Genomic DNA, 22,543 nt, shown 5'->3' with positions numbered 1-22,543 from the left:
AGCTGCAGGTCGAGCAGGCGGAAGTCGCTGGCGAAGCCGGTCGGCGTGCGCAGGTTGGTGCGGCCTAGGCCGTTGTTCGCGAGGCGATCCAGGTGGCTGAAATCGATCAGCGACAGCAGCACCGCGGCATTGCCCGGCGCGCCCTCATGCCAGCGCCAGGCGAGTTGCACTGCGCCGATGCGCGAATCATCGCCGTGCAGGTGCTCGCCTGCGAACGCGCCCGCGGTGAGTTGCAGGCGATCGTAGTCGCCGAACGCGATCGAATGATCGACGCTGACACCGGCAGGCCGCAGGTCGCGATCCCAGACGAGGGGGGACAGTTCGAGCGGGAGCGGCGTCTTGCCGATCAGCAGCGCGGTCGACTCGCCCGCGTGCCAGCGGACGAACAACTGGTCGAGGCCGGCGCCGTCGCTGCGCTCGTTGTCGTTGTTGATGCGGTTGTCGCGATTGGCGTCGGAGCCGAGCGCGAACTTCAGTGCGCCGCCGATCTCGAGGTCGGCGCGGGGTGTCCAGGTGAGGCCCGGACGCACGCGGCCGCGCACGCGTTCGAGCGTCGGGCTCGGCCGCACGCCGGGGATGCCATTGGTGTGTTCGTAACGCAACGTCGCATCGCCCGACCAGGCGATCGTCGATGCGACCGGCGCGTCTTGCGGCGCCTGCAGCAGCGGATCGTCGCTGGCCTGCGCCGCAGCGAAGGCCGGCGCAGCGACGAGGGCGAGGCGGCACAGGAAGGCGAGATGGCGCATGCTCAGACTCTCAGGCGGGCAAGGTCGGCGGCGAGCTCGGCCGCAGTGGTGTAGCGCTCATCCGGCACGCGGCGGAGACAGCGCAGGATCACGCTTTCGAGGTCGGGCGGCACCTCGGGCCAGAGGGCCGATGGCCGCATCGGTTCCTGCTGCATCTGCGCCATGTAGATGTCCATCGTCGAGGTGCCGCTGAACGGCAGCCCGCCGCAGAACATTTCGGTCATGAGCACGCCGCAGGACCAGATGTCGGCACGCTCGTCGACGTTCCCGCCCGCGAGCTGCTCGGGCGCGCAGTAGTTCGGCGTGCCGAGGAAGGTGCCGGGTTCGGTGTGGCCCGGCTGCACGCGCGCGGTCGGGCGCGCGATGCCGAAGTCCATGAGCTTCGCGTTCGCATTCGCCTCGAGGATGAGGTTCTCCGGCTTGATGTCGCGATGCAGGACCCCGACCGCGTGCGCGGCGCCGAGGCCGGCGGCGAGCTGGCGTGCGATGCGCAGTCCTGCCGAGTAGGGCACGCGCTTGGCGTCGCGCAGCAGGTAGCGCAGGGTGAGCCCGCGCACGTATTCCATCGAGATGTACGGCACGCCGCCGATCTCGCCGAAATCGAACGTTCGCAGCACGTTCGGATGGGTGATGCGTCGGGCGAGCTTGATCTCGTCCTTGAGCCGCTCGAGCTGGGTGCCGTCGGTGAGCGCCCCGGGCTTGACCATCTTGAGCGCGACGAGGTCGTCGAGCTCGAGATCGTTCGCCTTGTAGACGACGCCCATGCCGCCTTCGCCGAGCACCGAGATGATGCGATAGCGGTTGCCGAGCACCGCGCCGGGGACGATGCCGAGCGCGGTCTTCGCGCCAGGCGAGGGCGCGGGCGTGCTGCGCGCCTGCGCCTGCACGACGGTGCGATCCGACGGTCGTTCGCTCGCCGCGCGTTGCCATGCGTCGGCAAGCACGGCCGCGCGCGGCTTGGCGCTGTACGCGCCCGTCACCGCGTGGACGGCGGTCGCGCCGTGTTCTCGCGCGAGCGCTTCGCCGAACGCGCCGAGCGTGAGCAACTGCCCCGGCGCGGCATCGCAGAGCAGGCGATGCACCTGCGCCTGTGGCATGCCGAGCAGCGCATCCCCGCCGTGCAGCAGTTCGCCATCGACGACGCTGCCCGCGGGCGCGGACTGGCGCTGCGTGGTCGCCGCGTCGAGCAGGTCGGCCCAGCACGCGAGCGCGCGGCGATGCGCGTCGTCGCCATCGAACGCGAACAGCCAGCGCGCGCCCTCGGCGGCGTGCAGATCGGCCGCATGCGTGCGTGCCGCATCTTCGAGGCGTGCCTGCAGTGCGCCGAGATCGGCGACAGCCTGCGCCGGCGTCGCATCGCCGCGCTCGGCGAGCAGATGCCGGAACTCGACGCCGAGCAGGGTCGCCGACGCTCGCCGCGGCATCGTGTCGGATGCGCTGCGTCGGCGCGTCGGCGCGTCGGGGACGGCATCCGCGGCCGGCTCGGGCAGGAAGCGCGCGAGGTGGCCGACATAGCCTTCCATGTCGCTCTTCTCGCGCAGCTCCGATAGCAATGAGTCGAACGCGTGCGACAGCCGGCCGAGGTCGTCATTGCCACCGCTGCCGATGCGCGCCTGGTAGTTGCCCGCGGCCGCTTCCTCGGCCGCCTGCGCCATCCGCCGTACTGGGCTCAGGATGCCGCGCGAGAGCAGCAGCGAGAGCAGCAGCGCGGCGATCATCGAGGCGATGCCGGCGAGTGCGACCCAGTTGAGGATCGCGCGGTAGCCCGAGACGAAGCGATCGGCCGAGGCGAGCACGAGCACGCTGCCGAGCTTGCCGTCCGCGGCCGTACCCATCGGCCGCGCGCGGCCGATCCAGTCCTGGCTGGCGAAGCGCAGGCGGAACTGCTCGACCGCGCGACCGCCGTCGAGCGCCGAACGCAGGGTCGGATCGAGCGCGGCGATCGCCGGCGCGAGTTCGGCGCCGTTCGCCGCATCGAGCGAACTCGCCGCGAGCGCGACCTTGCCGCCGACCGGGATGCGGAACGCGACCTGCGCGCCGCTCGCCTGCGCGACCTTCTTCGCCAGCGTGTCGTCGACGCCCTGCGCGACGAGCAGGTAGCCGAGCAGGTCACGGTCCTGCACGATCGGCATGATCGCGGCCTGGTAGAGCTCGTCGCGCTGGCGCCAGTAGCCCGCGAACGGCGGCGTGTCGTGCAGCGCCGCGGCGACGAGCGGGTCGTCGACGAGCGATTCCTGCACCGACTCGTTGCGGTCGCTGCGCACGAGCGTGTTGCCCCGGCCGTCGAGCAGGATGCCGAGATCGAAGCCGAACTCGCGCTGGCGCTCGAGCAGGAGGTCGTGCATCGAGCTGAGGTCGGGGCCGCTCTGGCCCTCGACGCCGGGCAGCGCGCCGCCGCCGGCCGCGCTGCCGATGTAGCGCGCGAAGCCGGAATCGGACGCGACGAGGCGCGCATTCGATTGCAGGGTCTCGAGGCGGTGCTGCTCGAACTCGCGCTGCACCGCATCGCTCGTCGACACCGCCTTGTCGAGTGCGTCGGTCGCGATGCGCTGGCCCTGCGTGTAGGTGACGAGCACCGCTGCACCGAGCGCGAGCGCGATCAGCAGCGCGGTCGCGAGGAAGAAGCGCAGCGCGAGCGGCAGGGTGAACCCCTTCGCGGGGGACTGCTCAATAGCCGGCATCGCTGGCCCTTCCGTATGGCTTGCCGAATTTGTTGAGGTGCGGCGGCACGCGTTTCTGAGTGAGATCGAGCTCGATCGCGAGCGGCTTGCCGCCGGCAGCGAGCTTCTGGTGCCACGGCGTCGCGCGGTCGTGCCAGACGACGAGGTCGCCGCTGCCGGCCGGCAGACCCTTCAGCACGAACTTGCCGGCCGCGTCCGGGTGGGTGAAGTACGGCGTGTCGAGCACGAGGATGTGGCCGACCATCGACTGGTGCACGTTGCAGAACACGCGTACGTAGCCGGCCTGCGGGAAGGCGATCGACTTGCCCTCCCCGTTGCCGTACACGCCGACGTCGAACGTGTTCGCCGCCGAGGTCGAGAACGCGTTGTGCAGGATCGGGTCGCGGTTCGGGAAGCGCACTTCGCTGCCGACCGTGATCGGCAGGATGCGCGGCATGAACTGCTTGCGCTGCGTGCCCATCACGTACGGCTCGTTCGCCGGCGCGACCTTCGGCGGGTTCGCCGGGCGGAAGTAGACGACCGCATCGGCGGCCTCCTCGCTGCGCAACGCCTGCCCGTCCGAAACGAGCGTGACGCTACCCGACAACTCCGCGGCCTGCAGCGGAGCCGATAGGATCGCGGCCAGCACCAGCCTTCCTGCACGCATGCATTTTCCCCCAGGCCCGTCGGGCACGACGCAGCCGCGCCGCTCCCATGCTCCGGCCGCATCATAGAACAAGGTCATGCGCCGGTACCGGACCGCGGACAGCGGAACGGCGGACGCTCGGGGCCACTGGACCGGCTCTGGCGCGATCGGCTGACACACGGGGCGATCGCGCGATGGCTCGCGCGGCACCACGCTTTCGTTGCGCGTGCTCGTTGGCCTTTCACGGGTGGGTCGGCGCTGCCTGCCCCACCCGTGTCGTGATTCCCGCGAAAGCGGGGATCCATCGTGATTTTTGGCCTTCGTGGAGCAGAGCAGGAGCAGGAGCGCAAGCAGGAACGCGGCAGCGTGAAGTCCCCTGCCGTCGTCCCGGCGAAGGCCGGGACCCGGCGTCTTCGGCCTCGAAACGTAGAGCTGGATTTCGGCTTTCGCCGGAATGACGAGCTCTTGCTTGCGCGTTGCTCTTGCCCTCCCGCTCGACGCCGCGGCGAGCGGAACCGTGATGCCGCCGCGCCCGGGCGAACCGGGCCCTTCGCGGCTACCCGCTTCGTCCGCCGCCGGACGAACCGACAAAAAAGAAGGCCGCCCCAGGGCGGCCTTCCGATTCGCGTCGTACCCGCGTCCCTTACAGCAAGGGCACGAGCAGCAGTGCGACGATGTTGATGATCTTGATGAGCGGGTTCACCGCCGGGCCAGCCGTGTCCTTGTACGGGTCGCCGACGGTGTCGCCGGTGACCGCGGCCTTGTGCGCATCCGATCCCTTGCCGCCGAAGTTGCCGTCCTCGATGTACTTCTTGGCGTTGTCCCATGCGCCACCGCCGGTCGTCATCGAGATCGCGACGAACAGGCCCGTGACGATCGTGCCGATCAGCAGGCCGCCGAGCGCCTGCACGCCCGCCATGGGTCCGCCGATGACGCGGAAACCGAACGCGACGACGATCGGCACGAGCACGGGCAGCAGCGAGGGCAGCATCATTTCCTTGATCGCGGCCTTGGTGAGCAGGTCCACCGCCTTGTCGTACTGCGGCTTGCCGGTGCCGTCCATGATGCCCTTGATGTCGCGGAACTGGCGGCGCACTTCCTCGACCACCGCGCCGGCCGCACGACCGACCGCTTCCATCGCCATCGCGCCGAACAGGTACGGGATCAGGCCGCCGATGAGCAGGCCGATGATCACGTAGTGGTTGGAGATGTCGAAGGTGTAGATCTGGTCCGGATGCTCGACACCGAGCTTGTGCGTGTAGTCGGCGAACAGCACGAGCGCCGCGAGGCCTGCGGAGCCGATCGCGTAGCCCTTGGTGACCGCCTTGGTCGTGTTGCCGACTGCGTCGAGCGGGTCGGTGACGGCGCGCACTTCCTTCGGCAGCTCCGACATCTCGGCGATGCCGCCCGCGTTGTCGGTGATCGGGCCGTAGGCGTCGAGCGCGACGATCATGCCGGTCATCGACAGCATTGCAGTCGCCGAAATCGCGATGCCGTACAGGCCCGCGAGGTGGTACGCGCCCCAGATCGCCGCGCACACCGCGATCACCGGCCATGCGGTCGACTTCATCGAGATGCCGATGCCGGCGATGATGTTGGTCGCATGGCCGGTCGTCGACGCCTTCGCGACGTGGCGCACCGGGCCGTACTCGGTCGCGGTGTAGTACTCGGTGATGACGACCATCGCGCCGGTGAGGATGAGGCCGATCACCGCGCAGCCGAACACGTTCATCGCGCCGTACTGGCTGGTCGCCATCAACTGCGTCGTGACCGGGTAGAACGCGATCAGCGCGAGCACGCCGGAGACGATCACGCCCTTGTACAGCGCGGTCATGATCTTGCCGCCGGAGTGCTTGACGAAGAACGTGCCGATGATCGACGCGACGATCGACACGCCGCCGATCACGAGCGGGTAGAGCACCGCGTTGGCGCCCGCCTGCGCGGCCATCACGCCACCGAGCAGCATCGTCGCGATCAGAGTGACGGCGTAGGTTTCGAACAGGTCCGCCGCCATGCCGGCGCAATCGCCGACGTTGTCGCCGACGTTGTCGGCGATCACCGCCGGGTTGCGCGGGTCGTCCTCGGGGATGCCGGCCTCGACCTTGCCGACGAGGTCGGCACCGACGTCGGCGCCCTTCGTGAAGATGCCGCCGCCGAGGCGCGCGAAGATCGAGATCAGCGAGGAGCCGAACGCGAGGCCGACCAGCGCATGCAGCGCCTGGTCCTGCGTCCTGCCCATGTGCATGAGCGTGACGAAGTAGCCGGCGACGCCGAGCAGGGCGAGGCCGACGACGAGCATGCCGGTGATCGCACCGCCGCGGAACGCGACCGCGAGCGCGGCCGGGATGCCGCCGCGCGCGGCCTCGGCCGTGCGCACGTTGGCGCGCACGGAGATGTTCATGCCGATGTAGCCCGTGAGCCCGGACAGGATCGCGCCGATGCCGAAACCGATCGCCGTCGCCCAGTCGAGCGCGAAGCCGATCACGACGAGCAGCACGACGCCGACGACCGCGATCGTGGTGTACTGGCGGTTGAGGTAGGCGCGCGCGCCTTCCTGGATCGCCGCCGCGATCTCCTGCATGCGCTCGTTGCCCGCCGGCTTGGCGAGGATCCAGCGGATCGACCATCCGCCGTACAGGATCGCGAGCACCGCGCAAGCCAGCGCGATCGTCAAACCGTGTTCATGGAACAGCATCGAACCCTCCCTTGACTCACAGGACTAGACAGGAAAACCCCGGGAAACAGCGCGCAACTCGCCCGAGTATAGCCATGCCCCGAAGCCGCGCGCATTGGCGCGCCGCAACACGCCGCGCAACCGGCGCGCGCGGGATTTACCGGACGCGGCAGCTCGCTTCACGCGGCGGCGCGCCGCCACGAACGGCAGCGCCGGAGCGGACGCCGCGCCGGAACGCGGATCAGTCGGCGATGTCGTAGCGCGGCAGCTTGCGACGCACCGGCGCGTTCTTCAGGCGCACGTAGTCGGGCAGGCCGTCGCGCAGGTATTTCGGCGGATCCTCGCCACGGATCAGCGGTTCGAGGTAGCGCCGCGCCGCCGCGGTGATGCCGTAGCCGTCGCGCGATATGTAGCCCTTGGGCAGCTTCTTCTCGTGGTTGGCGACGCGCTCGAGCGGCGCGGGTTCGATCTTCCAGCGGTATGGCGCGTCGGAGATACGCACGATGACCGGCATCACCGCATTCCTGCCGGCGAGCGCGTACTCGACCGCGGCCTTGCCGACCGCCCACGCCTGCTCGGCGTCGGTCTTGGAGGCGAGATGGCGCGCGGAGCGCTGCAGGTAGTCGGGCAGGGCCCAGTGGTACTTGTAGCCGAGCTTCTGTTTGACGAGCTGGGCGAGCACGGGCGCGACGCCGCCGAGCTGGGCGTGGCCGAACGCATCGCGCGTGCCGGCCTCGGCGAGGAACTGGCCGGCTGCGTTCTTCAGCCCCTCCGAGGCGACCACGGTGCAGTAGCCGACGCGCTCGACCGTCGCCTTCACGCGCGCGAGGAAGGCGTCCTCGTCGAAGGCGACCTCGGGGAACAGGATCAGATGCGGCGGGTCTCCTGCCTTGCGCGCGGCGAGCCCGCCGGCGGCCGCGATCCAGCCGGCGTGGCGCCCCATCACCTCGACGATGAACACCTTCGTCGACGACGCGCACATCGACTCGACGTCGAGACTCGCCTCGGCGACCGACACCGCGGTGTACTTCGCGACCGAGCCGAAGCCGGGGCAGCAGTCGGTCACCGCGAGGTCGTTGTCGACCGTCTTCGGGACGCCGATCACGTGGACCGGATAGCCGAGCTCGCGCGCGATCTGCGAGATCTTCAGCGACGTGTCGGCCGAGTCGTTGCCGCCGTTGTAGAGGAACCAGCGCACGTCGTGCGCCTTCAATACCGCGATCAGCCGTTCGTAGCGCGCGCGGTCCTGCTCGAGCGATTTCAGCTTGAAGCGGCACGAGCCGAACGCGCCGCCCGGTGTCTGGCGCAGCGCCTTGATCGCCGCGGCGGTTTCCTTCGAGGTGTCGATGAGATCCTCGCGCAGCGCGCCGATGATGCCGTTGCGCGCGGCGAGCACGGGCACCTTGCGCCGCCGCGCGGTGTCGATGACCGCGGCGGCGGTCGCGTTGATGACCGCGGTGACCCCGCCCGATTGCGCGTACAGCAGCTTGCCCTGGCTCATTCCCGCTCCTTTTCTCCACGTTCCTGCGCAGCCGGCGTGGTTTGACACCATTCAGGCCAGCCGCTAGCGTTGTCGCCATTCTAGGCGCGCCGAGGGGTGCGTCGCGTTCCCCATCGTGAGCATGAGCGCCGCGAGGCGCCATCGGAGCACCATGCGACTCGTTCTACTCGGCGCGCCCGGTTCGGGCAAGGGCACCCAGGCCGAGCTGCTCAAGGCCACGCTCGGCGTGCCGCACGTGTCCACCGGCGACCTGCTGCGCGCGGCGGTCAAGGCCGGCACGCCGCTCGGCCTCAAGGCGAAGGCGGTCATGGAAGCCGGCCAGCTCGTGTCCGACGACATCGTGCTCGCGATGCTCGAGGAGCGCCTCGCGCAGCCGGACGCGAAAGCGGGTTTCATCCTCGACGGTTACCCGCGCAACGTCGCGCAGTGCGCCGCGCTGGCGAAGCTGCTCGCGCGCATCGGCCAGCCGCTCGAGGTCGCGATCAAGCTCGACGTGCCGAGCGAACTCATCGTCGAACGCATCGCCGGACGCGCCGCTGCGCAGGGCCGCAAGGACGACACGCCGGAAACCGTGCGCGAGCGCCTGCGCGTGTACACCGAACAGACCGAGCCGGTCGCCGGTCATTTCGCCGAGATCGGCAAGCTCGCCATCGTCGACGGCGTGGGCGAACTCGCCGAGGTGTCGGCGCGCATCGTCGCCGCGCTGCCGCGCGCCTGCCCGAACGCGGCGCGCCGCGCGCCGCCACGCATGGACACACGCCACGCTTCCCTCGCCGCCCGCGTGATCGGGTTGTGCCTGCTGCGCACGCCGCCCCAGGATCTGCCGCACGCGCCGCCGCTCGTCGTCGGATTCGCCGTGGCCGGAGTCGCGCTCGCGACGCTCGTCGGTGCGATGGTCGGCTAAGCCGACGACCTGTTGCCGCGTGCGCTCCTTTCCACTGGCGTGCTGCTCGCCCTGAGCGCGCTCGCGCTCGCGATACGGCGCCTGCGCCACCGCTGGGTGCAGACGGCGACCGCGCTTCTGGCGAGCGATCTTGCGATATCGCTCGTGCAGACGCCGTTCCTGCTCGCGATGCTCCCGATCACCGATGCGCCGACGGCGACCCAGGCGCTGTTCGGCTGGGTGCTCCTGCTGACGTTCTTCTGGCAGCTGGGCATCAATGCGCACATCATGCGCCACGCAATGGACGCGAGCTTCGGTTTCGCGCTCGTGCTCGTCGCGACTTGGGCGATCGCGAACTGGTCACTCGCCCACCTGCTGCTCGGCGGCTGAGCGGACGCACGAACGGAGACATCGAGTCTTGAAGCTGCACATCCTCGGCATCTGCGGCACTTTCATGGGCGGTATCGCCGCGCTCGCGCGCGAACTCGGCCATGAGGTCGAAGGCTCGGATGCGAACGTCTACCCACCGATGTCGACCCAGCTCGAACGGCTCGGCGTCGCGCTGAAGCCGGGCTACGCCGCGGACCATCTCGTGCCGCCGCCCGATGTCGTCGTCGTCGGCAACGCGATGACGCGCGGCAACGCCGCGGTCGAGCACATGCTCGACGAGCGCCTGTGCTACGTGTCGGGCCCCCAATGGCTCGGCGAAACCGTGCTGGCGGAGCGGCGCGTGCTCGCGGTCGCCGGCACGCACGGCAAGACCACGACGACGTCGCTGCTTGCATGGATCCTCGAATGCGCCGGTCGCGCCCCCGGCTTCCTCGTCGGCGGCGTGCCCGCGAACTTCGGCGTGTCGGCGCGGCTCGGAGGCAAGCCTTCCCTCGCCCCACCGTCGGCATCCGCCGACGGTTCCCCCCTCTCCCGCCTTGTGGGCGAGGGACGGTCGTCGCCGCCTGCGGCGGCGGATTTCGTCATTGAAGCGGACGAATACGACACGGCCTTCTTCGACAAACGCTCGAAGTTCGTGCACTACCGTCCGACCATCGCGATCCTCAACAACCTCGAATACGACCACGCCGACATCTTTCCCGATGTCGCGGCGATCCAGCGCCAGTTCCACCATCTCGTGCGCACGGTGCCGCGCAACGGCCGCCTCGTCGTCAATGCCGAGGATGCGCGTCTCGACGAGGTGCTCGCGATGGGCCGCTGGACGCCGGTCGAGACGTTCGGCATCGACGCCGGCGACTGGCGTGCACGGCTCACCGCGGCCGACGGATCGTCGTTCGTCGTCGCTCACGCCGGGCGCGAGTTCGGCGAGGCGAGCTGGGCCTTGAGCGGCCGCCACAATGTCATGAACGCGCTAGCCGCGATCGCCGCCGCACACGCGGCCGGCGTCGAAGTCGCGATCGCGGTCGCCGCGCTCGCGTCCTTCCGCAACGTCGCGCGGCGCATGGAACTGGTCGGCGAGCACGCGGGCATCCGCATCTACGACGACTTCGCGCACCATCCGACCGCGATCGCGACGACGCTCGCAGGCCTGCGCGCGAAGGTCGGCGCCGCGCGCATCCTCGTCGGCATGGAGCCGCGCTCGAACTCGATGCGCATGGGCGCGCATGCGGACGAACTCGCGCCGTCGCTCGCCGATGCCGACGCGGTCGTGTTCCTCAAGCGGCCGGAACTGCCATGGGACGCCGCGCGCATCGTCGACGCACTCGGCGGCCGCGGCCGCACCGCGGCGAGCGTCGATGCGCTCGTCGCCGACCTGCTCGTGCAGGCACGCGCGGGCGACCACGTCGTGTTCATGTCGAACGGCGGCTTCGAGAACGCGCCGCGCCGGTTCGCCACGGCGCTCGCCGCGAAGGGATGAACGCTGCGGATGCGCCGCCATCCGCGATCGACGGGTGGCGCGGCGCGCGTGTCGGGTGCGGCCGCCGACCTCTCGTGTTTTTCGCTAGACTGACCGCGTGCCGCTCGTCGACATTCCGCTGTTCCCGCTGTCCGCCGTCCTCTTCCCGGGCGGCCCGCTCAGCCTTCGCATCTTCGAACGCCGCTACCTCGATCTCGTGCGCGATTGCGCGCGCGACGGCGCCGGCTTCGGCGTGTGCCTGATCCTCGCCGGGCGCGAAGCGGGCGAGCCCGCCGTGCCGGCCGCGATCGGCACGCTCGCGCGCATCACCGACTTCTGCACCTTGCCCGACGGGCTGCTCGGCATCAGCGCCGAAGGCGGCGAGCGTTTCCAGGTCGCGACGACGCGCGTGCGCGACAACGGCCTCGTGCACGGCGAAGTCCGCTTCTGGCCGGACGAACCCGGCGTCGAGGTGCCGCCCGAGCACGGCCTGCTCGCGACGATCCTCGAGCGCCTGCTCGATCAGGTCGGCGGTGCGGCGGCGAAGGTCGATCGCGCCCGCTACGACGATGCGAGCTGGGTCGGCTTCCGCCTCGCCGAAATGCTGCCGCTCGCGCAGCCGGAGAAGCAACTCCTGCTGCAGATGACCGACCCGGTGCAACGCCTCGCACAGCTGCAGCACTACATGCCGCGCTTCCAGCGCGGTTAGGGCGCGATCGCGCGCATCGTCGATCGCATCGGTTTTGGACGACAATGCGGGCCGACCACATCCGGCCGCCACCGCGATGCCCGCCTGCGAGGAATCCACCATGAAATACCTGCACACGATGATCCGCGTGCACGACCTCGACGCCGCGTTGAAGTTCTTCTGCGAGGGCCTCGGCCTGCGCGAGATGCGCCGCAAGGAGAATCCGGCCGGCAAGTTCACGCTCGTCTTCCTCGCCGCCGACGAGACGCCGGATGCGGAGATCGAGCTCACGTACAACTGGGGTTCCGACGAGGACTACGGCTCGGCGCGCAACTTCGGCCATCTCGCGTTCCGCGTCGACGACATCCATGCGACCTGCGCGCACCTCGCCGCGATGGGCGTCGTCATCAACCGGCCGCCGCGCGACGGCCACATGGCGTTCGTGCGTTCGCCCGACCGCATCTCGATCGAACTGCTGCAGAAGGGTGATCCGCTGCCGCCGGCCGAGCCGTGGGCATCGATGCCGAACACCGGCACCTGGTGACGCGCAAGAAGCGGAGCGCGCGGCGACGCCGTCGCCCGCGATGATCGCGTCTCCGATCGCCGCGAGGACCTGCCGCGTGCCTGCTAATGCTCCATCGCCGCCTGGGGCGGCGCTCGACCGTTTCGACCGCGCGCGCATCGAGCGTGCACTCGATGCCGATGGCTTCGCGCACGTCGCCGGCTTCCTCGATGCGAAGGGCTGCCGCGAAATCGCCGCGTGCTACGACGACGAAGCGCGCTTCCGCAGCACGGTCGTGATGGCACGCCACGGCTTCGGCCGTGGCGAGTACCGCTATTTCGCCTATCCGCTGCCGCCGTGCATCGCGCACTGGCGTGCGGCGCTGTACGAACGCTTCGTGCCGATCGCCAACCGCTGGCATGCGGCGATGGACCTGCCGGCGGACTTCCCGGCCGCGCACGCGCACTTCCTCGCGCGCTGCCACGCGGCCGGCCAGCGAAGACCGACGCCGCTGCTGCTGCGCTACGGGCCGGGCGACTACAACTGCCTGCACCAGGACCTGTACGGCGCACTCGTGTTCCCGCTGCAGGTCGCGATCCTGCTGTCGCAACCGGGCGAGGACTTCGACGGCGGCGAGTTCGTGCTGACCGAGCAGCGCCCGCGCATGCAGTCGCGCGCGCAGGTCGTGCCGCTGTGCCGCGGCGATGCGGTCGTGTTCGCGGTCAACCAGCGCCCGGTGCAGGGTTCGCGCGGCAACTATCGGGTCGCGATGCGCCATGGCGTGAGCCCGCTGCGCCGCGGTCGGCGTCATACGCTGGGACTGATCTTCCACGACGCGACCTGAGCGTCGCGTCGCCGCGCGCGCTCAGCGCTCGCCGCGCGGGCCGAGGCGGAAGCGACACGCATGGCCGCCGCGCAGTAGGCATTCCAGGTGCTGCACGGGGCGGCCGGTCGCCGCTTCCATGAATGCGAGATCGAAGCGGCACACGTCCGGATGCGCCTTCGCGAGCGCATGGAACACGCAGTTGTACGCCTCGACCTGCGTCTCGCCGTCGCGATGCACCGCGAGCGCCTCGTAGCCGAGCGCATCGAGCTGCTCGGCGAGCGCGCGCGCGGTCTCGTCGTCGTCGACCGTGGCGATGCGCTCGGCCGCGGCGGCGCCGAGCTCGCGCCCGATCGTCGCGAGCAGCGCCTGCACGCCGGCCTTGCCGCTCGATGCGTAGAGATGTTCGAGCACGCTCGTCGCGATCAGGCCGTAGTGGCGCGGGAACAATTCGCGTCCCTCGGCCCGCAGCACGTAGCGCGCCTGCGGGCGCCCGCCGCTCGGCAGCGCGAGGCCGCGCTCGACGAAGCCGGCGGCGATCAACGCGGTCAGGTGCTGCCTGACCGCGTTGTGGCTGATGCCGAGCGCGTCGCACAGCGTCTCCACGGTCACGCCCTGCGGCGCGAGCATCAGCCGGCGCAGCAGGCGTTGCTGGGTGGGTCCGAGCTGCGCGAGCGCGCTGGCATGCTTCATCGCGTCGCTCAACTCGCCTTGGCCGGGAACTGCTTGGCGATGCCACCGGCGAGCGCGTCGGCGATCGTGTCCATGTGCGCCTGCATCGCGCTCCAAGTCTTTGCCGCCGCCGCGGTATCACCCTTCATGAGGTCGCCGACCAGCTGCGCGTGATGGCCGGCGTGGGTGACGAGCAGGTTCTTCACCGCGCTCTCGGGCAGGTTCGGGTTGGCGCCGGAGAGGAACTTCGCGATCGCGTCCGCATTCGCCGTGAGGTCCTGCATCGCCTTCGCTCCCGCTGCATTGTCGCCGGCCTTGCCCGCATCGGTGAGGGCCTTCACGCCGCCCCAGTGGCCGGCGAGGAGTTCGAGCATCTGCTTGCCCGCGGCGTCGCCGTAGAAGCCGCCGACCGCGTCGGCGATCTGCCTGGCATTGGCGACGACCGCGTCGGCCGCCTTGTTCGCGGCGGCGTCATCGCCGGCCTTCACGGCGTTGGCGTAATCGCGCGTGGTCGCGGCATGGCCCTGCCAGAGTCCGCGCATCGCTGCATGGAGCTTGGGCGCGGCAGGTGCGGTGGTCGCCGCGGCGCGTGTCGGTGCGGCCTCGGATGTGGTCGCGCACCAAGGCGCGGCCGTGAAGGCGATCGCCAGCGCGAACACGCCGGCGAGGGCAGGGAGTGTTTTCATCGTGGGTTCCTCGAAGGGTCCGCCATGTGACGGAACACCATCGTGCCGGGCCACGCACGATAGTAAACCCACCTATGTGCAAAGCGCGCGCTATCGACTCAAGAGCGCGCCGCGGCGTCCTTGAAGGCGGCGCGTGCGGCGTCGATCGTCGCCGCGATCACCTCGTCCGTATGCGCGATCGAGACGAAACCCGCCTCGAACGCGCTCGGCGCGAGATAGACGCCGCGCGCGAGCATCGCGTGGAAGAAGCGGTTGAACGTCGCGACGTCACAGGCAGTCGCCTGCGCATAGGTTTCCACCTTCGCCACGTCGGTAAAGAAGAGGCCGAACATGCCGCAGATGCGATTGACGCTGAGCGGCACGCCGGCTTCGGCCGCGGCAGCGGCGAACCCGTCCGTGACCAGGCGCGTGCGGCGATCGAGCTGCGCGTGGAAGTCCGGCGTCCGGATCAGTTCGAGCATCGCGAGCCCGGCCGCCATCGCGACCGGATTGCCGCTCAGGGTGCCGGCCTGGTAGATCGGGCCCGCGGGCGCGACCTGCTGCATGATCTCGCGCCGGCCGCCGTAGGCGCCGACCGGCATGCCGCCGCCGATGATCTTGCCGAACGTGCTGAGGTCGGGCGTGATGCCGTAGTGCGCCTGCGCGCCGCCGAGCGCGACGCGAAAGCCGGTCATCACCTCGTCGAAGATGAGCAGCGCGCCGTGTCGCGTGCACAGCTCGCGCAGCGCGGCGAGGTAGCCCTCGCGCGGCAGGATGCAGTTCATGTTGCCGGCGACCGGCTCGATGATCAGCGCGGCGATCTCGTCGCCGTGTTCGGCGAAGAGCTGCCGCGCGGCCTCGAGGTCGTTGTACGGCAGGGTCAGGGTGAGGTCGGCGAGCGCCTTCGGCACGCCGGGCGAGGTCGGCACGCCCAGCGTGAGCGCACCCGAGCCCGCCTTCACGAGGAACGCGTCGCCGTGGCCGTGGTAGCAGCCTTCGAACTTCACGATGCGCTGGCGCCCGGTGTAGCCGCGCGCGAGGCGGATCGCCGACATCGTCGCTTCCGTGCCCGAGTTGACCATGCGCACGACCTCCACCGACGGCACGATCGCGGCGATCGTCTCGGCCATCGTCACTTCGGCCGCGCACGGCGTGCCGAACGAGAGGCCGTCGCGGATCGCCCGCTCGACCGCTTCGCGCACGGTCGGGTGGTTGTGGCCGACGATCATCGGGCCCCACGAGCCGACGTAGTCGATGTAGCGCGTGCCTTCGACGTCCCACAGGTACGCGCCGTCGGCGCGCGCGGTGAAGAACGGTTCGCCGCCCACCGAGCGGAACGCGCGCACGGGCGAGTTCACGCCGCCGGGGATGCGCGCCTGCGCGCGCTGGAACAGTTCGTGGTTGGTCGTCATCGTCGGCTCGGATCGGATTCGAAGAGATCGCTGAAACGGCGCGCGGCGGCGCGCACGTCGCGCGCGCCGAACAGGGCCGAGATCACCGCGACGGCGTCGGCGCCGGCATCGATGAGTCCGTGCGCATTGTCATGCGTGATGCCGCCGATCGCCACCAGCGGCAGGCCGAACGCCTTCGCCTCGCGCAGCAGGCGCGGCGATGCGACGCGCGCATGCGGCTTGGTCGGCGAGGCGAAGAATGCACCGAACGCGAGGTAGTCGGCGCCTGCTGCGGCGTAGTGTCGCGCCCGTTCGAGCGAGTCGTAGCAGGACACGCCGACGATCGCCTGCGCGCCGAGCCGCGCGCGCGCCTCGGCCGGTTCCGCATCGTCTTCGCCGAGGTGCACGCCGGCCGCGCCGACCGCGGCCGCGAGGTCGACGTCGTCGTTGACGATCAGCGGCACGCCATGGCGTGCGCAGAGCGCCTGCAACGCGCGCGCCTCGGCGAGCCGGCGCGGCGCATCGGCGGTCTTGTCGCGGTATTGGAGCAGGCGCGCGCCGCCCTCGAGCGCGGCCGCGCAGGCTTCGCGCAGGTCGGCGCGCGGACCGTCACTGATCGCATACAGGCCGCGCACGCGGCTGCTCGAGGTCGTCATCGGTGAAAAGTCCTCGCCGGGGCGTGCTTCCGCGCACGCGCGCAAGCTGCGAGAATACAAGGCCTTTCGTTCCCGATCGTCGTCTCGAAATGTCCGATACCGCCTCCGCCGCCGTCGACGCGCCCTACCGCACCTTCATGTGCGTCGTCTGCGGGTTCCTCTACAACGAAGCCGAAGGCTGGCCCGCGGACGGCATTCCGGCCGGCACGCGCTGGGAAGACGTGCCCGAAACCTGGACCTGCCCCGATTGCGGCGTGACCAAGTCCGACTTCGAGATGGTGGAGATCTGAACCGCGCCGTTTCCAGCCGCGGCACGCGTCAGTCTGGATCCAGCGCGACGACGCGATAGCCGGCGTTGCGATGGAGTTCGCGCCCCTGCAGCGGGCTTGCGGCCGGGACGACCGCCGTGCGTACGCCATAGTCGGCGGCGAGCTGGTGCACCTGCTCCGATGTCAGGCGCGCGTACGCGGCATCGAGTTCCCCGGCCACGTCACGCCGCGTCGAAGCCGCCGGCAGCGAATGCGCGGTGACCGCGTCGAGGCGATGCATCCACTCGCCGAGGCCGGCGCCGCCGTCCGGGTTGATCTTGAATTCGACCAGCGTCGAGCGGTCGCTGCGCGCGGTGAAACCGATCTGCCCCGGCGGCGTCACGTACAGGCCTGGCGGTCCGCTCTGGCGGATCCAGCGCGTGATGTCGGCCCAGTCGTCGGCGGCCTGCGCTTCGTCGACGATGCGCAGCGACGGTGGCGCATGGCGCGCGAAACCCGCGGCGAGGGCGCCGACGCCGAACAGCACGGCCAGCGCGAGCGGCCAGCGCTCGCGCGTTTCGCGCGGGGCCGGCGGGTTCGAAAGCAACGCGAGCGCGGCGAGTACGGGCACGAACATGCTCAGGCGCAGCAGTTGCAGGCGTGCGATCCAGCCGGTGTGCAGCACGTAATAGTCGAGATAATGCACGAAGGTCAGCAGCATCAGGCTTGCGACGACCTGCAGCAGCGGGCGGAACCGGTCGCTGCGCTCATCGGCGCGTGCGCGCCAGCGGCGCCACGCGAGCGCGAAGGCGACGCCGTACAGCGCGACCGCGGCGACGCGGTCGGCGCGGAACTCGAAGTGCTGCGGCATGCGGAACGCGACGTCGTCGACGCGACCGATGCCCTCGACCAGCCCCGCATGCAGCAGGGCCCACACGTCGAGCAGGCCCGGGCTTGCGATCACGAGGGCGGCGGCAAGGCCGGGCAACCAGCGGCGTGGCTGCGCCGCGACGCCGCTCGCGCTCGCGATCGTCGAGAGCACGATGAGCCAGACCGCACCGATCTGCAGGTGCACGAGCGCGGTGGCACCGGCGAGCGCGAACGCGAGGTTCCAGCGCCGCCGCACGAGCGCGTCGATGCCGAACAGGATCGACGCATGGGCGAACGTCGGCGGCATGATCGGGCCGTTGCCGAGGAAGCGGTTCGCCTCGACGCCGCGATCGAGCCAGGCGAGGCCGATCGCGATCGCGACGCCGAGCAGCAGGCGCCGCGCGGGCGCGAGTCCGAGCGTGCCGCCGAGGCGCCAGAGGCCGGCGAAGATCGCGGCGAGGCCGACCACGGTGAGCAGCGCGAGGGCGCCGTTCTCGCCGAACGGGATCGACAGCATCGCCGCGACCCAGGTGAAGACGTGGTGATGATGGAAACGGATCGATATGCCGAAATCGCCGGGCAGGTAAGCGGGATCGAGGATTCGGCGCATCACCGGCAGCAGGCCGGCGTGGTTTTCGCTGCCGAGGTGGATGCCGCGATCGAGCGCGATCGCGAGCGCGGTGCAGGCCGCGACCATGCCGCTCGCACGAAGCACATCGGACGCGCGCGTCCGGCCGGGATTCGAATCGTGGGGCATGGCGCGTTCCGTTCGGGGTGCGACATGCTATCCGCCGTTGCCCCGGGATGTCTTCGCGCGCACCGCTCCGGCACACTACGAAGCTTCGAGCCGGCCCGGCCGCGGGTCGCCGGCAGCGCGCGCGGAGTCCCGACGACATGAACATCGATGCCGTCATCCCTTGGGTCGACGGTGCGGACCCGGCGCACCGCGAGCGCCTGGAAGCCCATCTCGCGAGCCGCGGCGGCGGCCGCCCGCCGGCCGCGCGCGCGACCCGCTTCCACGACGCGGGTGAACTCGACTGGTGCGTCGCCTCGATCCTGCGCTTCGCGCCGTGGTTCCGCCGCATCCACATCGTGACCGACCGCCAGACGCCGGCGCTCGTCGCGCGCCTGCGCGGTACGCCGGAGGCCGGTCGCGTGCACGTCGTCGACCACCGCGAGATCTTCGCCGGCCACGAACAGTGCCTGCCGACGTTCAACAGCCGCACCATCAGCGCGATGCTCTGGCGCATTCCCGACCTCGCCGGGCACTACGTCTGCTTCAACGACGACTTCATGATCCTGCGGCCGATCGAGCCCACGGCCTTCTTCCGCGACGACGGCGTGGTGCTGCGCGGCGAGTGGCATGCGCAGCGCGACCACGCCGCGTTCGCCGGCGTGCGCCGGCTCGTCAAGCGCGTGCGTGGCGGCGCGGCCGAGCGCGCAGGCAACCGCGAGGCGCAGGAGCTGAGCGCACGACTCGCCGGTTTCGATCGCCGCTACTTCCGCTTGCCACACGTGCCCTATCCGTACCGCCGTGCGACCCTGCAGGCATTCTTCGACGCGCACCCCGGCCTGCTCGGGCAGCAGCTCGCGCACGCCCTGCGCTCACCCGAACAGTTCCTCGCCGAAAGCCTCGCCGCGCACCTCGAGATCGCCGCCGGCCGCGCCGTGTTCGACGACGGCCTGCGTGTCGTGCAGCTCAAGCCCGGTGAGCAGCGCGAATGGCGCCTGCGCGGGAAGCTGCGCGCCGCGGACCGCGACGCGCGCATCGCGTTCGCGTGCGTGCAGAGCCTGGACCAGGCGAGCGAGGCATTGCAGCGCGACATCGCGGCGTGGCTCGACCGCAGGATCGAGCCGGCGGCGGCGCTCGCGCCGCGCTGAAACGGCGCGCCAGCGTCCCGCCTCCTCACGCCCCGATCGCGTCATCCGGGTGACACGCGCGCGGCACCCGCAACCGGTGCAATGGCGCCATCCCCAGCCGAGGAGGTGCCATGCGCGTGTTCTTCCCGATCGAGGACGCCGTCGTCGACGACGCCACGGGCGTGCTCGTCCCCTATCGTTGCGGACTCGCCTGCGCGAACGAATTGCGCGGCGACCTGACCCTGCGCGACGGCGTCTGGAGCGAGCGGGCTGCGCCGGGCCCGGCGCTGCCGAGCCGCGCCGTGTCCAGCCCCCTGCTCAGCGCTGAATCGTCAGCTCGTCGCCCGGAGTCAGGCCCAGCTTGCGCGCCTGGCCCGCGTTGAGCTCGAGCACGTAGCGCGCCGGTGCGCCGCTCGAATAGGCGGGGCAGGGGTCGGCGAGGCACGGCGGCACGTCGTGCTGCACGCTGACCAAATGGCGATCGGCGTCGAAGAAGAGCATGTCGAGCGCGATCTTCGTGTTCTTCATCCAGAACGCGCGCGGGATGTCGTCCTGGAACACGAACAGCATGCCGTGGTCCATCGCCATCTCGGTGCGGTCCATGAGGCCATGCGTGCGCGCGGCGTCGTCCTCGGCGATTTCGATGGAGTAGCGCTGGCCCTTGAGCTCGACGTACGGGCCCTGGGCGGCGCAGGACTGGATCAGCGCGGCGAACACGAGGCCGGCGGCGAGCCGCGCGAAGGGGGACGGATGGCTCATCGAAGGCTCCTCGGAGGAAGGGTGCGCTCAGCCGAGCGCGTAGCCGAACTGCTGGCGGAACTGGTCGGCGAACTCGGGGTAGCTGAAACGCTGGTTCTGCGTACCCGGGTGCTCGATCTTGAGCGTGCCCATCAGCGAGGCGATGCGGCCCGTGGTCGGCCAGTCCATGTCGCGCATGAGGCCGAAGATGAGGCCGGCGCGGTAGGCGTCGCCGCAGCCGGTCGGGTCGACCACGCGGCGCTCCTGCGCGGGCGGGATCACATGGCTCTTGCCGTCGGCGAGGATCGTCGAGCCCTTCGGCCCCTGCGTGACGATGTAGGCCTTCACGCGCTGCGCGATCTCGGCGGCGCTCCAGCCGGTGCGCTGCTGCAGCAGCTGCGACTCGTAGTCGTTGACGATCGCGTAGTCGGCCTGCTCGATCATCGTGCGGAATTCCTCGCCAGAGAACAGCGGCATCGCCTGGCCCGGGTCGAAGATGAAGGGCATGCCCATCTCGGCGAACTCGCGCGAATGCTGCAGCATCCCGTCGCGGCTGTCCGGCGCCACGATGCCGAACGTGACGCCCTCGACGTCCTTCACGTGGTGGTCGTGCGAGTTGAGCATCGCGCCGGGATGGAACGCGGTGATCTGGTTGTTGTCGAGATCGGTCGTGATGAAGCACTGCGGCGTGAACAGGTCCTCGAACACGCTCACGTGGTCGAGGCGGATGCCGCACTGCTTCATATGCTCGCGGTACGGGCCGAAGTCCTGGCCGACCGCGGCGAACGGGATCGGATCGTCGCCGAGGAGCTTCAGGTTGTAGGCGATGTTGCCGGCGCAGCCGCCGAACTCGCGGCGCATGCGCGGCACGAGGAACGACACGTTCAGGATGTGCACCTGGTCGGGCAGGATGTGTTTCTTGAACTGGTCCTGGAACACCATGATGGTGTCGTAGGCGAGCGAACCGCAGATCAGTGCAGACATCGGGGCATCCGGAAACGGTGGGCAGGGAGCGCCCGCGGCGCCCAAAACCGGCGAAGCTTACCGGGCGCGGCGCCCGCCGGGAATCCTCGCCCGGCCGGCGTCGGGCGCGGGCACCGCTGCCGAACCCTCGAAAAAGCACGCTGCGGGAAGGGTTTTTTAACTCGAATGTCCTTGCCCGCGCATCGTCACACGACTAAAATCGCGCGCTTTTCCCGCATTCGGAGCGCCCGCGAGGGCGATTCGACGCACACGAGGAGTGCGGCCGCGCCGGCGACCCTGGCCGGCAAGGCGGAACGGACGCGGCCCCGCGCCCGCACATCGCATGCGAACCGGACAGGACGACCCGGCATCGCACCCACCCGCAATTCCAAAGGCTCGCGCCGCACCCATGTTCAAAGGCTTCCGCGGACTCTTCTCCAACGATCTCTCGATCGATCTCGGCACCGCCAATACGCTGATCTACGTGCGCGGGCAGGGCATCGTCCTCAACGAACCCTCGGTCGTCGCCATCCGCCAGGACCGCGGTCCGGGCGGCCCGCGCTCGATCGCCGCGGTCGGCGGCGACGCCAAGCTCATGCTCGGCCGCACGCCGGGCAACATCATCACCAAGCGTCCGATGAAGGACGGCGTCATCGCCGACTTCACGATGACCGAGGAGATGCTCAAGCAGTTCATCCGCAAGGTGCACCGTGCGCGCATGTTCCGTCCGAGCCCGCGCGTGCTCATCTGCGTGCCCTGCGGCTCGACCCAGGTCGAGCGCCGCGCGATCAAGGAGTCGGCCGAGTCGGCCGGCGCGCGCGACGTCTACCTGATCGAGGAGCCGATGGCCGCGGCGATCGGCGCCGGCATCCCGGTGCACGAGGCGCGCGGATCGATGGTGCTCGACATCGGCGGCGGCACCTCGGAAGTCGCGGTCATCTCGCTCAATGGCATCGTCTACTCGGCATCCGTGCGCATCGGCGGCGACCGTTTCGACGAGGCGATCATCAACTACGTGCGCCGCAACCACGGCACGCTGATCGGCGAGGCGACCGCCGAGAAGATCAAGGTCGAGATCGGCTGCGCGTTCCCGCAGTCGGAGGTCAAGGAGATCGAGGTGTCCGGCCGCAACCTCGCCGAAGGCGTGCCGCGCATGTTCACGGTCAATTCGAACGAGGTGCTCGAGGCACTGCACGAGCCGCTTTCGGGCATCGTCAGCTCGGTGCGCAGCGCGCTCGAACAGACGCCGCCGGAGCTGTGCTCGGACGTCGCCGAACGCGGCATCGTGCTGACCGGTGGTGGCGCGCTGCTGCGCGACATCGATCGCCTCATCTCGGAAGAGACGGGCCTGCACGTGCACGTGGCCGACGACCCGCTCACCTGCGTCGCCCGCGGCGGCGGCCGCGCGCTGGAGCTGATCGACCTGCACGGCAGCGATTTCTTCGCGCCGGAATAGCCGGGAATCGGGAATCGAGAATGGGGAATGGTAGAAGCGCACGCGCGCGTACTAT

General features: G+C 70.1%; 20 protein-coding genes and 1 pseudogene. 9 read left to right on the top strand and 12 right to left on the bottom strand.

The window, feature by feature from the left end:
* The 5 genes from ACTHK2_RS06175 to ACTHK2_RS06155 form a co-directional block, all read right to left on the bottom strand.
* The coding region (locus ACTHK2_RS06175; RefSeq protein WP_440244822.1) for a hypothetical protein at positions 1-746 on the bottom strand (746 nt) is incomplete at its 3' end.
* Between the two features lie 2 nt (positions 747-748).
* Positions 749-3,427, bottom strand: a complete 2,679-nt coding sequence (locus ACTHK2_RS06170) for a protein kinase domain-containing protein (RefSeq protein WP_440244821.1) — start codon at positions 3,425-3,427, stop codon at positions 749-751.
* Positions 3,414-4,055 carry a cupredoxin domain-containing protein gene (locus ACTHK2_RS06165; protein WP_440244820.1) on the bottom strand — a complete coding sequence of 214 codons (642 nt, stop codon included), beginning with the start codon at positions 4,053-4,055 and terminating at the stop codon, positions 3,414-3,416. Before ACTHK2_RS06165 ends, ACTHK2_RS06170 begins: the two co-directional genes overlap by 14 nt.
* A gap of 640 nt (positions 4,056-4,695) precedes the next feature.
* A complete protein-coding gene (locus ACTHK2_RS06160) occupies positions 4,696-6,747 on the bottom strand; it encodes a sodium-translocating pyrophosphatase (protein ID WP_440244819.1) in 2,052 nt (683 codons plus the stop codon).
* A 220-nt stretch (positions 6,748-6,967) separates the two neighbouring features.
* Positions 6,968-8,227, bottom strand: a complete 1,260-nt coding sequence (locus tag ACTHK2_RS06155) for a 6-phosphofructokinase (protein WP_440244818.1) — start codon at positions 8,225-8,227, stop codon at positions 6,968-6,970.
* A 151-nt stretch (positions 8,228-8,378) separates the two neighbouring features.
* On the opposite strand from ACTHK2_RS06155, the pseudogene ACTHK2_RS06150 reads away from it, so the two are divergent.
* From ACTHK2_RS06150 to ACTHK2_RS06125, 6 genes and pseudogenes are all read left to right on the top strand, one after another.
* Positions 8,379-8,939 (top strand): annotated as a pseudogene (locus ACTHK2_RS06150) (adenylate kinase); the annotation flags it as partial.
* Between the two features lie 204 nt (positions 8,940-9,143).
* Positions 9,144-9,500 carry a hypothetical protein gene (locus ACTHK2_RS06145; protein WP_440244817.1) on the top strand — a complete coding sequence of 119 codons (357 nt, stop codon included), beginning with the start codon at positions 9,144-9,146 and terminating at the stop codon, positions 9,498-9,500.
* A 28-nt stretch (positions 9,501-9,528) separates the two neighbouring features.
* Entirely contained in the window at positions 9,529-10,977 is a 1,449-nt protein-coding gene (gene mpl / locus ACTHK2_RS06140) for a UDP-N-acetylmuramate:L-alanyl-gamma-D-glutamyl-meso-diaminopimelate ligase (protein ID WP_440244816.1), read from the top strand.
* A gap of 97 nt (positions 10,978-11,074) precedes the next feature.
* Positions 11,075-11,665, top strand: a complete 591-nt coding sequence (locus ACTHK2_RS06135; protein ID WP_440244815.1) for an LON peptidase substrate-binding domain-containing protein — start codon at positions 11,075-11,077, stop codon at positions 11,663-11,665.
* A 100-nt stretch (positions 11,666-11,765) separates the two neighbouring features.
* Positions 11,766-12,188: a VOC family protein gene (locus ACTHK2_RS06130; RefSeq protein ID WP_440244814.1), complete on the top strand. Its 423-nt coding sequence runs from the start codon at positions 11,766-11,768 to the stop codon at positions 12,186-12,188.
* A gap of 76 nt (positions 12,189-12,264) precedes the next feature.
* The gene (locus ACTHK2_RS06125) at positions 12,265-12,990 is read left to right on the top strand and encodes a 2OG-Fe(II) oxygenase (RefSeq protein ID WP_440244813.1); all 726 of its coding nucleotides are present in this window, start codon (positions 12,265-12,267) and stop codon (positions 12,988-12,990) included.
* Between the two features lie 21 nt (positions 12,991-13,011).
* On the opposite strand, the gene ACTHK2_RS06120 is transcribed toward ACTHK2_RS06125, so the two are convergent.
* The 4 genes from ACTHK2_RS06120 to thiE all read right to left on the bottom strand — a co-directional run bounded on the left by ACTHK2_RS06120 (position 13,012) and on the right by thiE (position 16,353).
* Positions 13,012-13,662: a helix-turn-helix transcriptional regulator gene (locus tag ACTHK2_RS06120; protein WP_440244812.1), complete on the bottom strand. Its 651-nt coding sequence runs from the start codon at positions 13,660-13,662 to the stop codon at positions 13,012-13,014.
* Between the two features lie 8 nt (positions 13,663-13,670).
* A complete protein-coding gene (locus ACTHK2_RS06115) occupies positions 13,671-14,327 on the bottom strand; it encodes a hypothetical protein (protein WP_440244811.1) in 657 nt (218 codons plus the stop codon).
* Positions 14,328-14,425: 98 nt separating this feature from the next.
* Complete coding sequence (gene hemL / locus ACTHK2_RS06110) at positions 14,426-15,718, bottom strand: glutamate-1-semialdehyde 2,1-aminomutase (protein WP_440244810.1); 1,293 nt, start codon at positions 15,716-15,718, stop codon at positions 14,426-14,428.
* On the bottom strand, positions 15,715-16,353 hold the full coding sequence (gene thiE / locus ACTHK2_RS06105; RefSeq protein ID WP_440244809.1) for a thiamine phosphate synthase: 639 nt from the start codon (positions 16,351-16,353) through the stop codon (positions 15,715-15,717). The genes hemL and thiE overlap by 4 nt, the downstream gene beginning before the upstream one ends.
* An 89-nt stretch (positions 16,354-16,442) precedes the next feature.
* Here thiE and ACTHK2_RS06100 point away from each other — a divergent pair, with 89 nt between their 5' ends.
* Positions 16,443-16,643 carry a rubredoxin gene (locus ACTHK2_RS06100; RefSeq protein ID WP_440244808.1) on the top strand — a complete coding sequence of 67 codons (201 nt, stop codon included), beginning with the start codon at positions 16,443-16,445 and terminating at the stop codon, positions 16,641-16,643.
* 28 nt (positions 16,644-16,671) lie between these two features.
* On the opposite strand, the gene ACTHK2_RS06095 is transcribed toward ACTHK2_RS06100, so the two are convergent.
* Entirely contained in the window at positions 16,672-18,228 is a 1,557-nt protein-coding gene (locus ACTHK2_RS06095) for a DUF6798 domain-containing protein (protein ID WP_440244807.1), read from the bottom strand.
* A gap of 137 nt (positions 18,229-18,365) precedes the next feature.
* On the opposite strand from ACTHK2_RS06095, the gene ACTHK2_RS06090 reads away from it, so the two are divergent.
* On the top strand, positions 18,366-19,352 hold the full coding sequence (locus ACTHK2_RS06090) for a Stealth CR1 domain-containing protein (RefSeq protein ID WP_440244806.1): 987 nt from the start codon (positions 18,366-18,368) through the stop codon (positions 19,350-19,352).
* Between the two features lie 297 nt (positions 19,353-19,649).
* Here the strand turns inward: ACTHK2_RS06090 and ACTHK2_RS06085 are convergent, their stop codons facing one another.
* Together ACTHK2_RS06085 and ACTHK2_RS06080 are read right to left on the bottom strand one after the other, a co-directional pair.
* Positions 19,650-20,090, bottom strand: a complete 441-nt coding sequence (locus ACTHK2_RS06085; RefSeq protein WP_440244805.1) for a DUF192 domain-containing protein — start codon at positions 20,088-20,090, stop codon at positions 19,650-19,652.
* Between the two features lie 27 nt (positions 20,091-20,117).
* Positions 20,118-21,053 (bottom strand): carbohydrate kinase family protein, encoded by a 936-nt coding sequence (locus ACTHK2_RS06080; RefSeq protein WP_440244804.1) that lies wholly within the window; start codon positions 21,051-21,053, stop codon positions 20,118-20,120.
* Positions 21,054-21,441: 388 nt separating this feature from the next.
* Between ACTHK2_RS06080 and ACTHK2_RS06075 the strand changes: the two genes are divergently transcribed.
* Positions 21,442-22,488, top strand: a complete 1,047-nt coding sequence (locus ACTHK2_RS06075) for a rod shape-determining protein (protein WP_440244803.1) — start codon at positions 21,442-21,444, stop codon at positions 22,486-22,488.
* Positions 22,489-22,543: the final 55 nt, after the last annotated feature.

This window comes from Dokdonella sp. (assembly GCF_051958935.1).
Taxonomy (GTDB): Bacteria; Pseudomonadota; Gammaproteobacteria; order Xanthomonadales; family Rhodanobacteraceae; genus Dokdonella_A.
Note: the sequence above shows the minus strand (reverse complement) of the source record. Positions and strands in the feature narration are given on the sequence as shown.

Coding starts and splice junctions, on each gene's coding strand:
- ACTHK2_RS06080 (WP_440244804.1), bottom strand. CDS start 21,053: ATGTCTGCACTGATCTGCGGTTCGCTCGCCTACGACACCATCATGGTG.
- ACTHK2_RS06085 (WP_440244805.1), bottom strand. CDS start 20,090: ATGAGCCATCCGTCCCCCTTCGCGCGGCTCGCCGCCGGCCTCGTGTTC.
- ACTHK2_RS06155 (WP_440244818.1), bottom strand. CDS start 8,227: ATGAGCCAGGGCAAGCTGCTGTACGCGCAATCGGGCGGGGTCACCGCG.
- ACTHK2_RS06120 (WP_440244812.1), bottom strand. CDS start 13,662: ATGAAGCATGCCAGCGCGCTCGCGCAGCTCGGACCCACCCAGCAACGC.
- ACTHK2_RS06115 (WP_440244811.1), bottom strand. CDS start 14,327: ATGAAAACACTCCCTGCCCTCGCCGGCGTGTTCGCGCTGGCGATCGCC.
- hemL (WP_440244810.1), bottom strand. CDS start 15,718: ATGACGACCAACCACGAACTGTTCCAGCGCGCGCAGGCGCGCATCCCC.
- ACTHK2_RS06075 (WP_440244803.1), top strand. CDS start 21,442: ATGTTCAAAGGCTTCCGCGGACTCTTCTCCAACGATCTCTCGATCGAT.
- ACTHK2_RS06160 (WP_440244819.1), bottom strand. CDS start 6,747: ATGCTGTTCCATGAACACGGTTTGACGATCGCGCTGGCTTGCGCGGTG.
- ACTHK2_RS06090 (WP_440244806.1), top strand. CDS start 18,366: ATGAACATCGATGCCGTCATCCCTTGGGTCGACGGTGCGGACCCGGCG.
- thiE (WP_440244809.1), bottom strand. CDS start 16,353: ATGACGACCTCGAGCAGCCGCGTGCGCGGCCTGTATGCGATCAGTGAC.
- ACTHK2_RS06095 (WP_440244807.1), bottom strand. CDS start 18,228: ATGCCCCACGATTCGAATCCCGGCCGGACGCGCGCGTCCGATGTGCTT.
- ACTHK2_RS06100 (WP_440244808.1), top strand. CDS start 16,443: ATGTCCGATACCGCCTCCGCCGCCGTCGACGCGCCCTACCGCACCTTC.
- ACTHK2_RS06170 (WP_440244821.1), bottom strand. CDS start 3,427: ATGCCGGCTATTGAGCAGTCCCCCGCGAAGGGGTTCACCCTGCCGCTC.
- ACTHK2_RS06130 (WP_440244814.1), top strand. CDS start 11,766: ATGAAATACCTGCACACGATGATCCGCGTGCACGACCTCGACGCCGCG.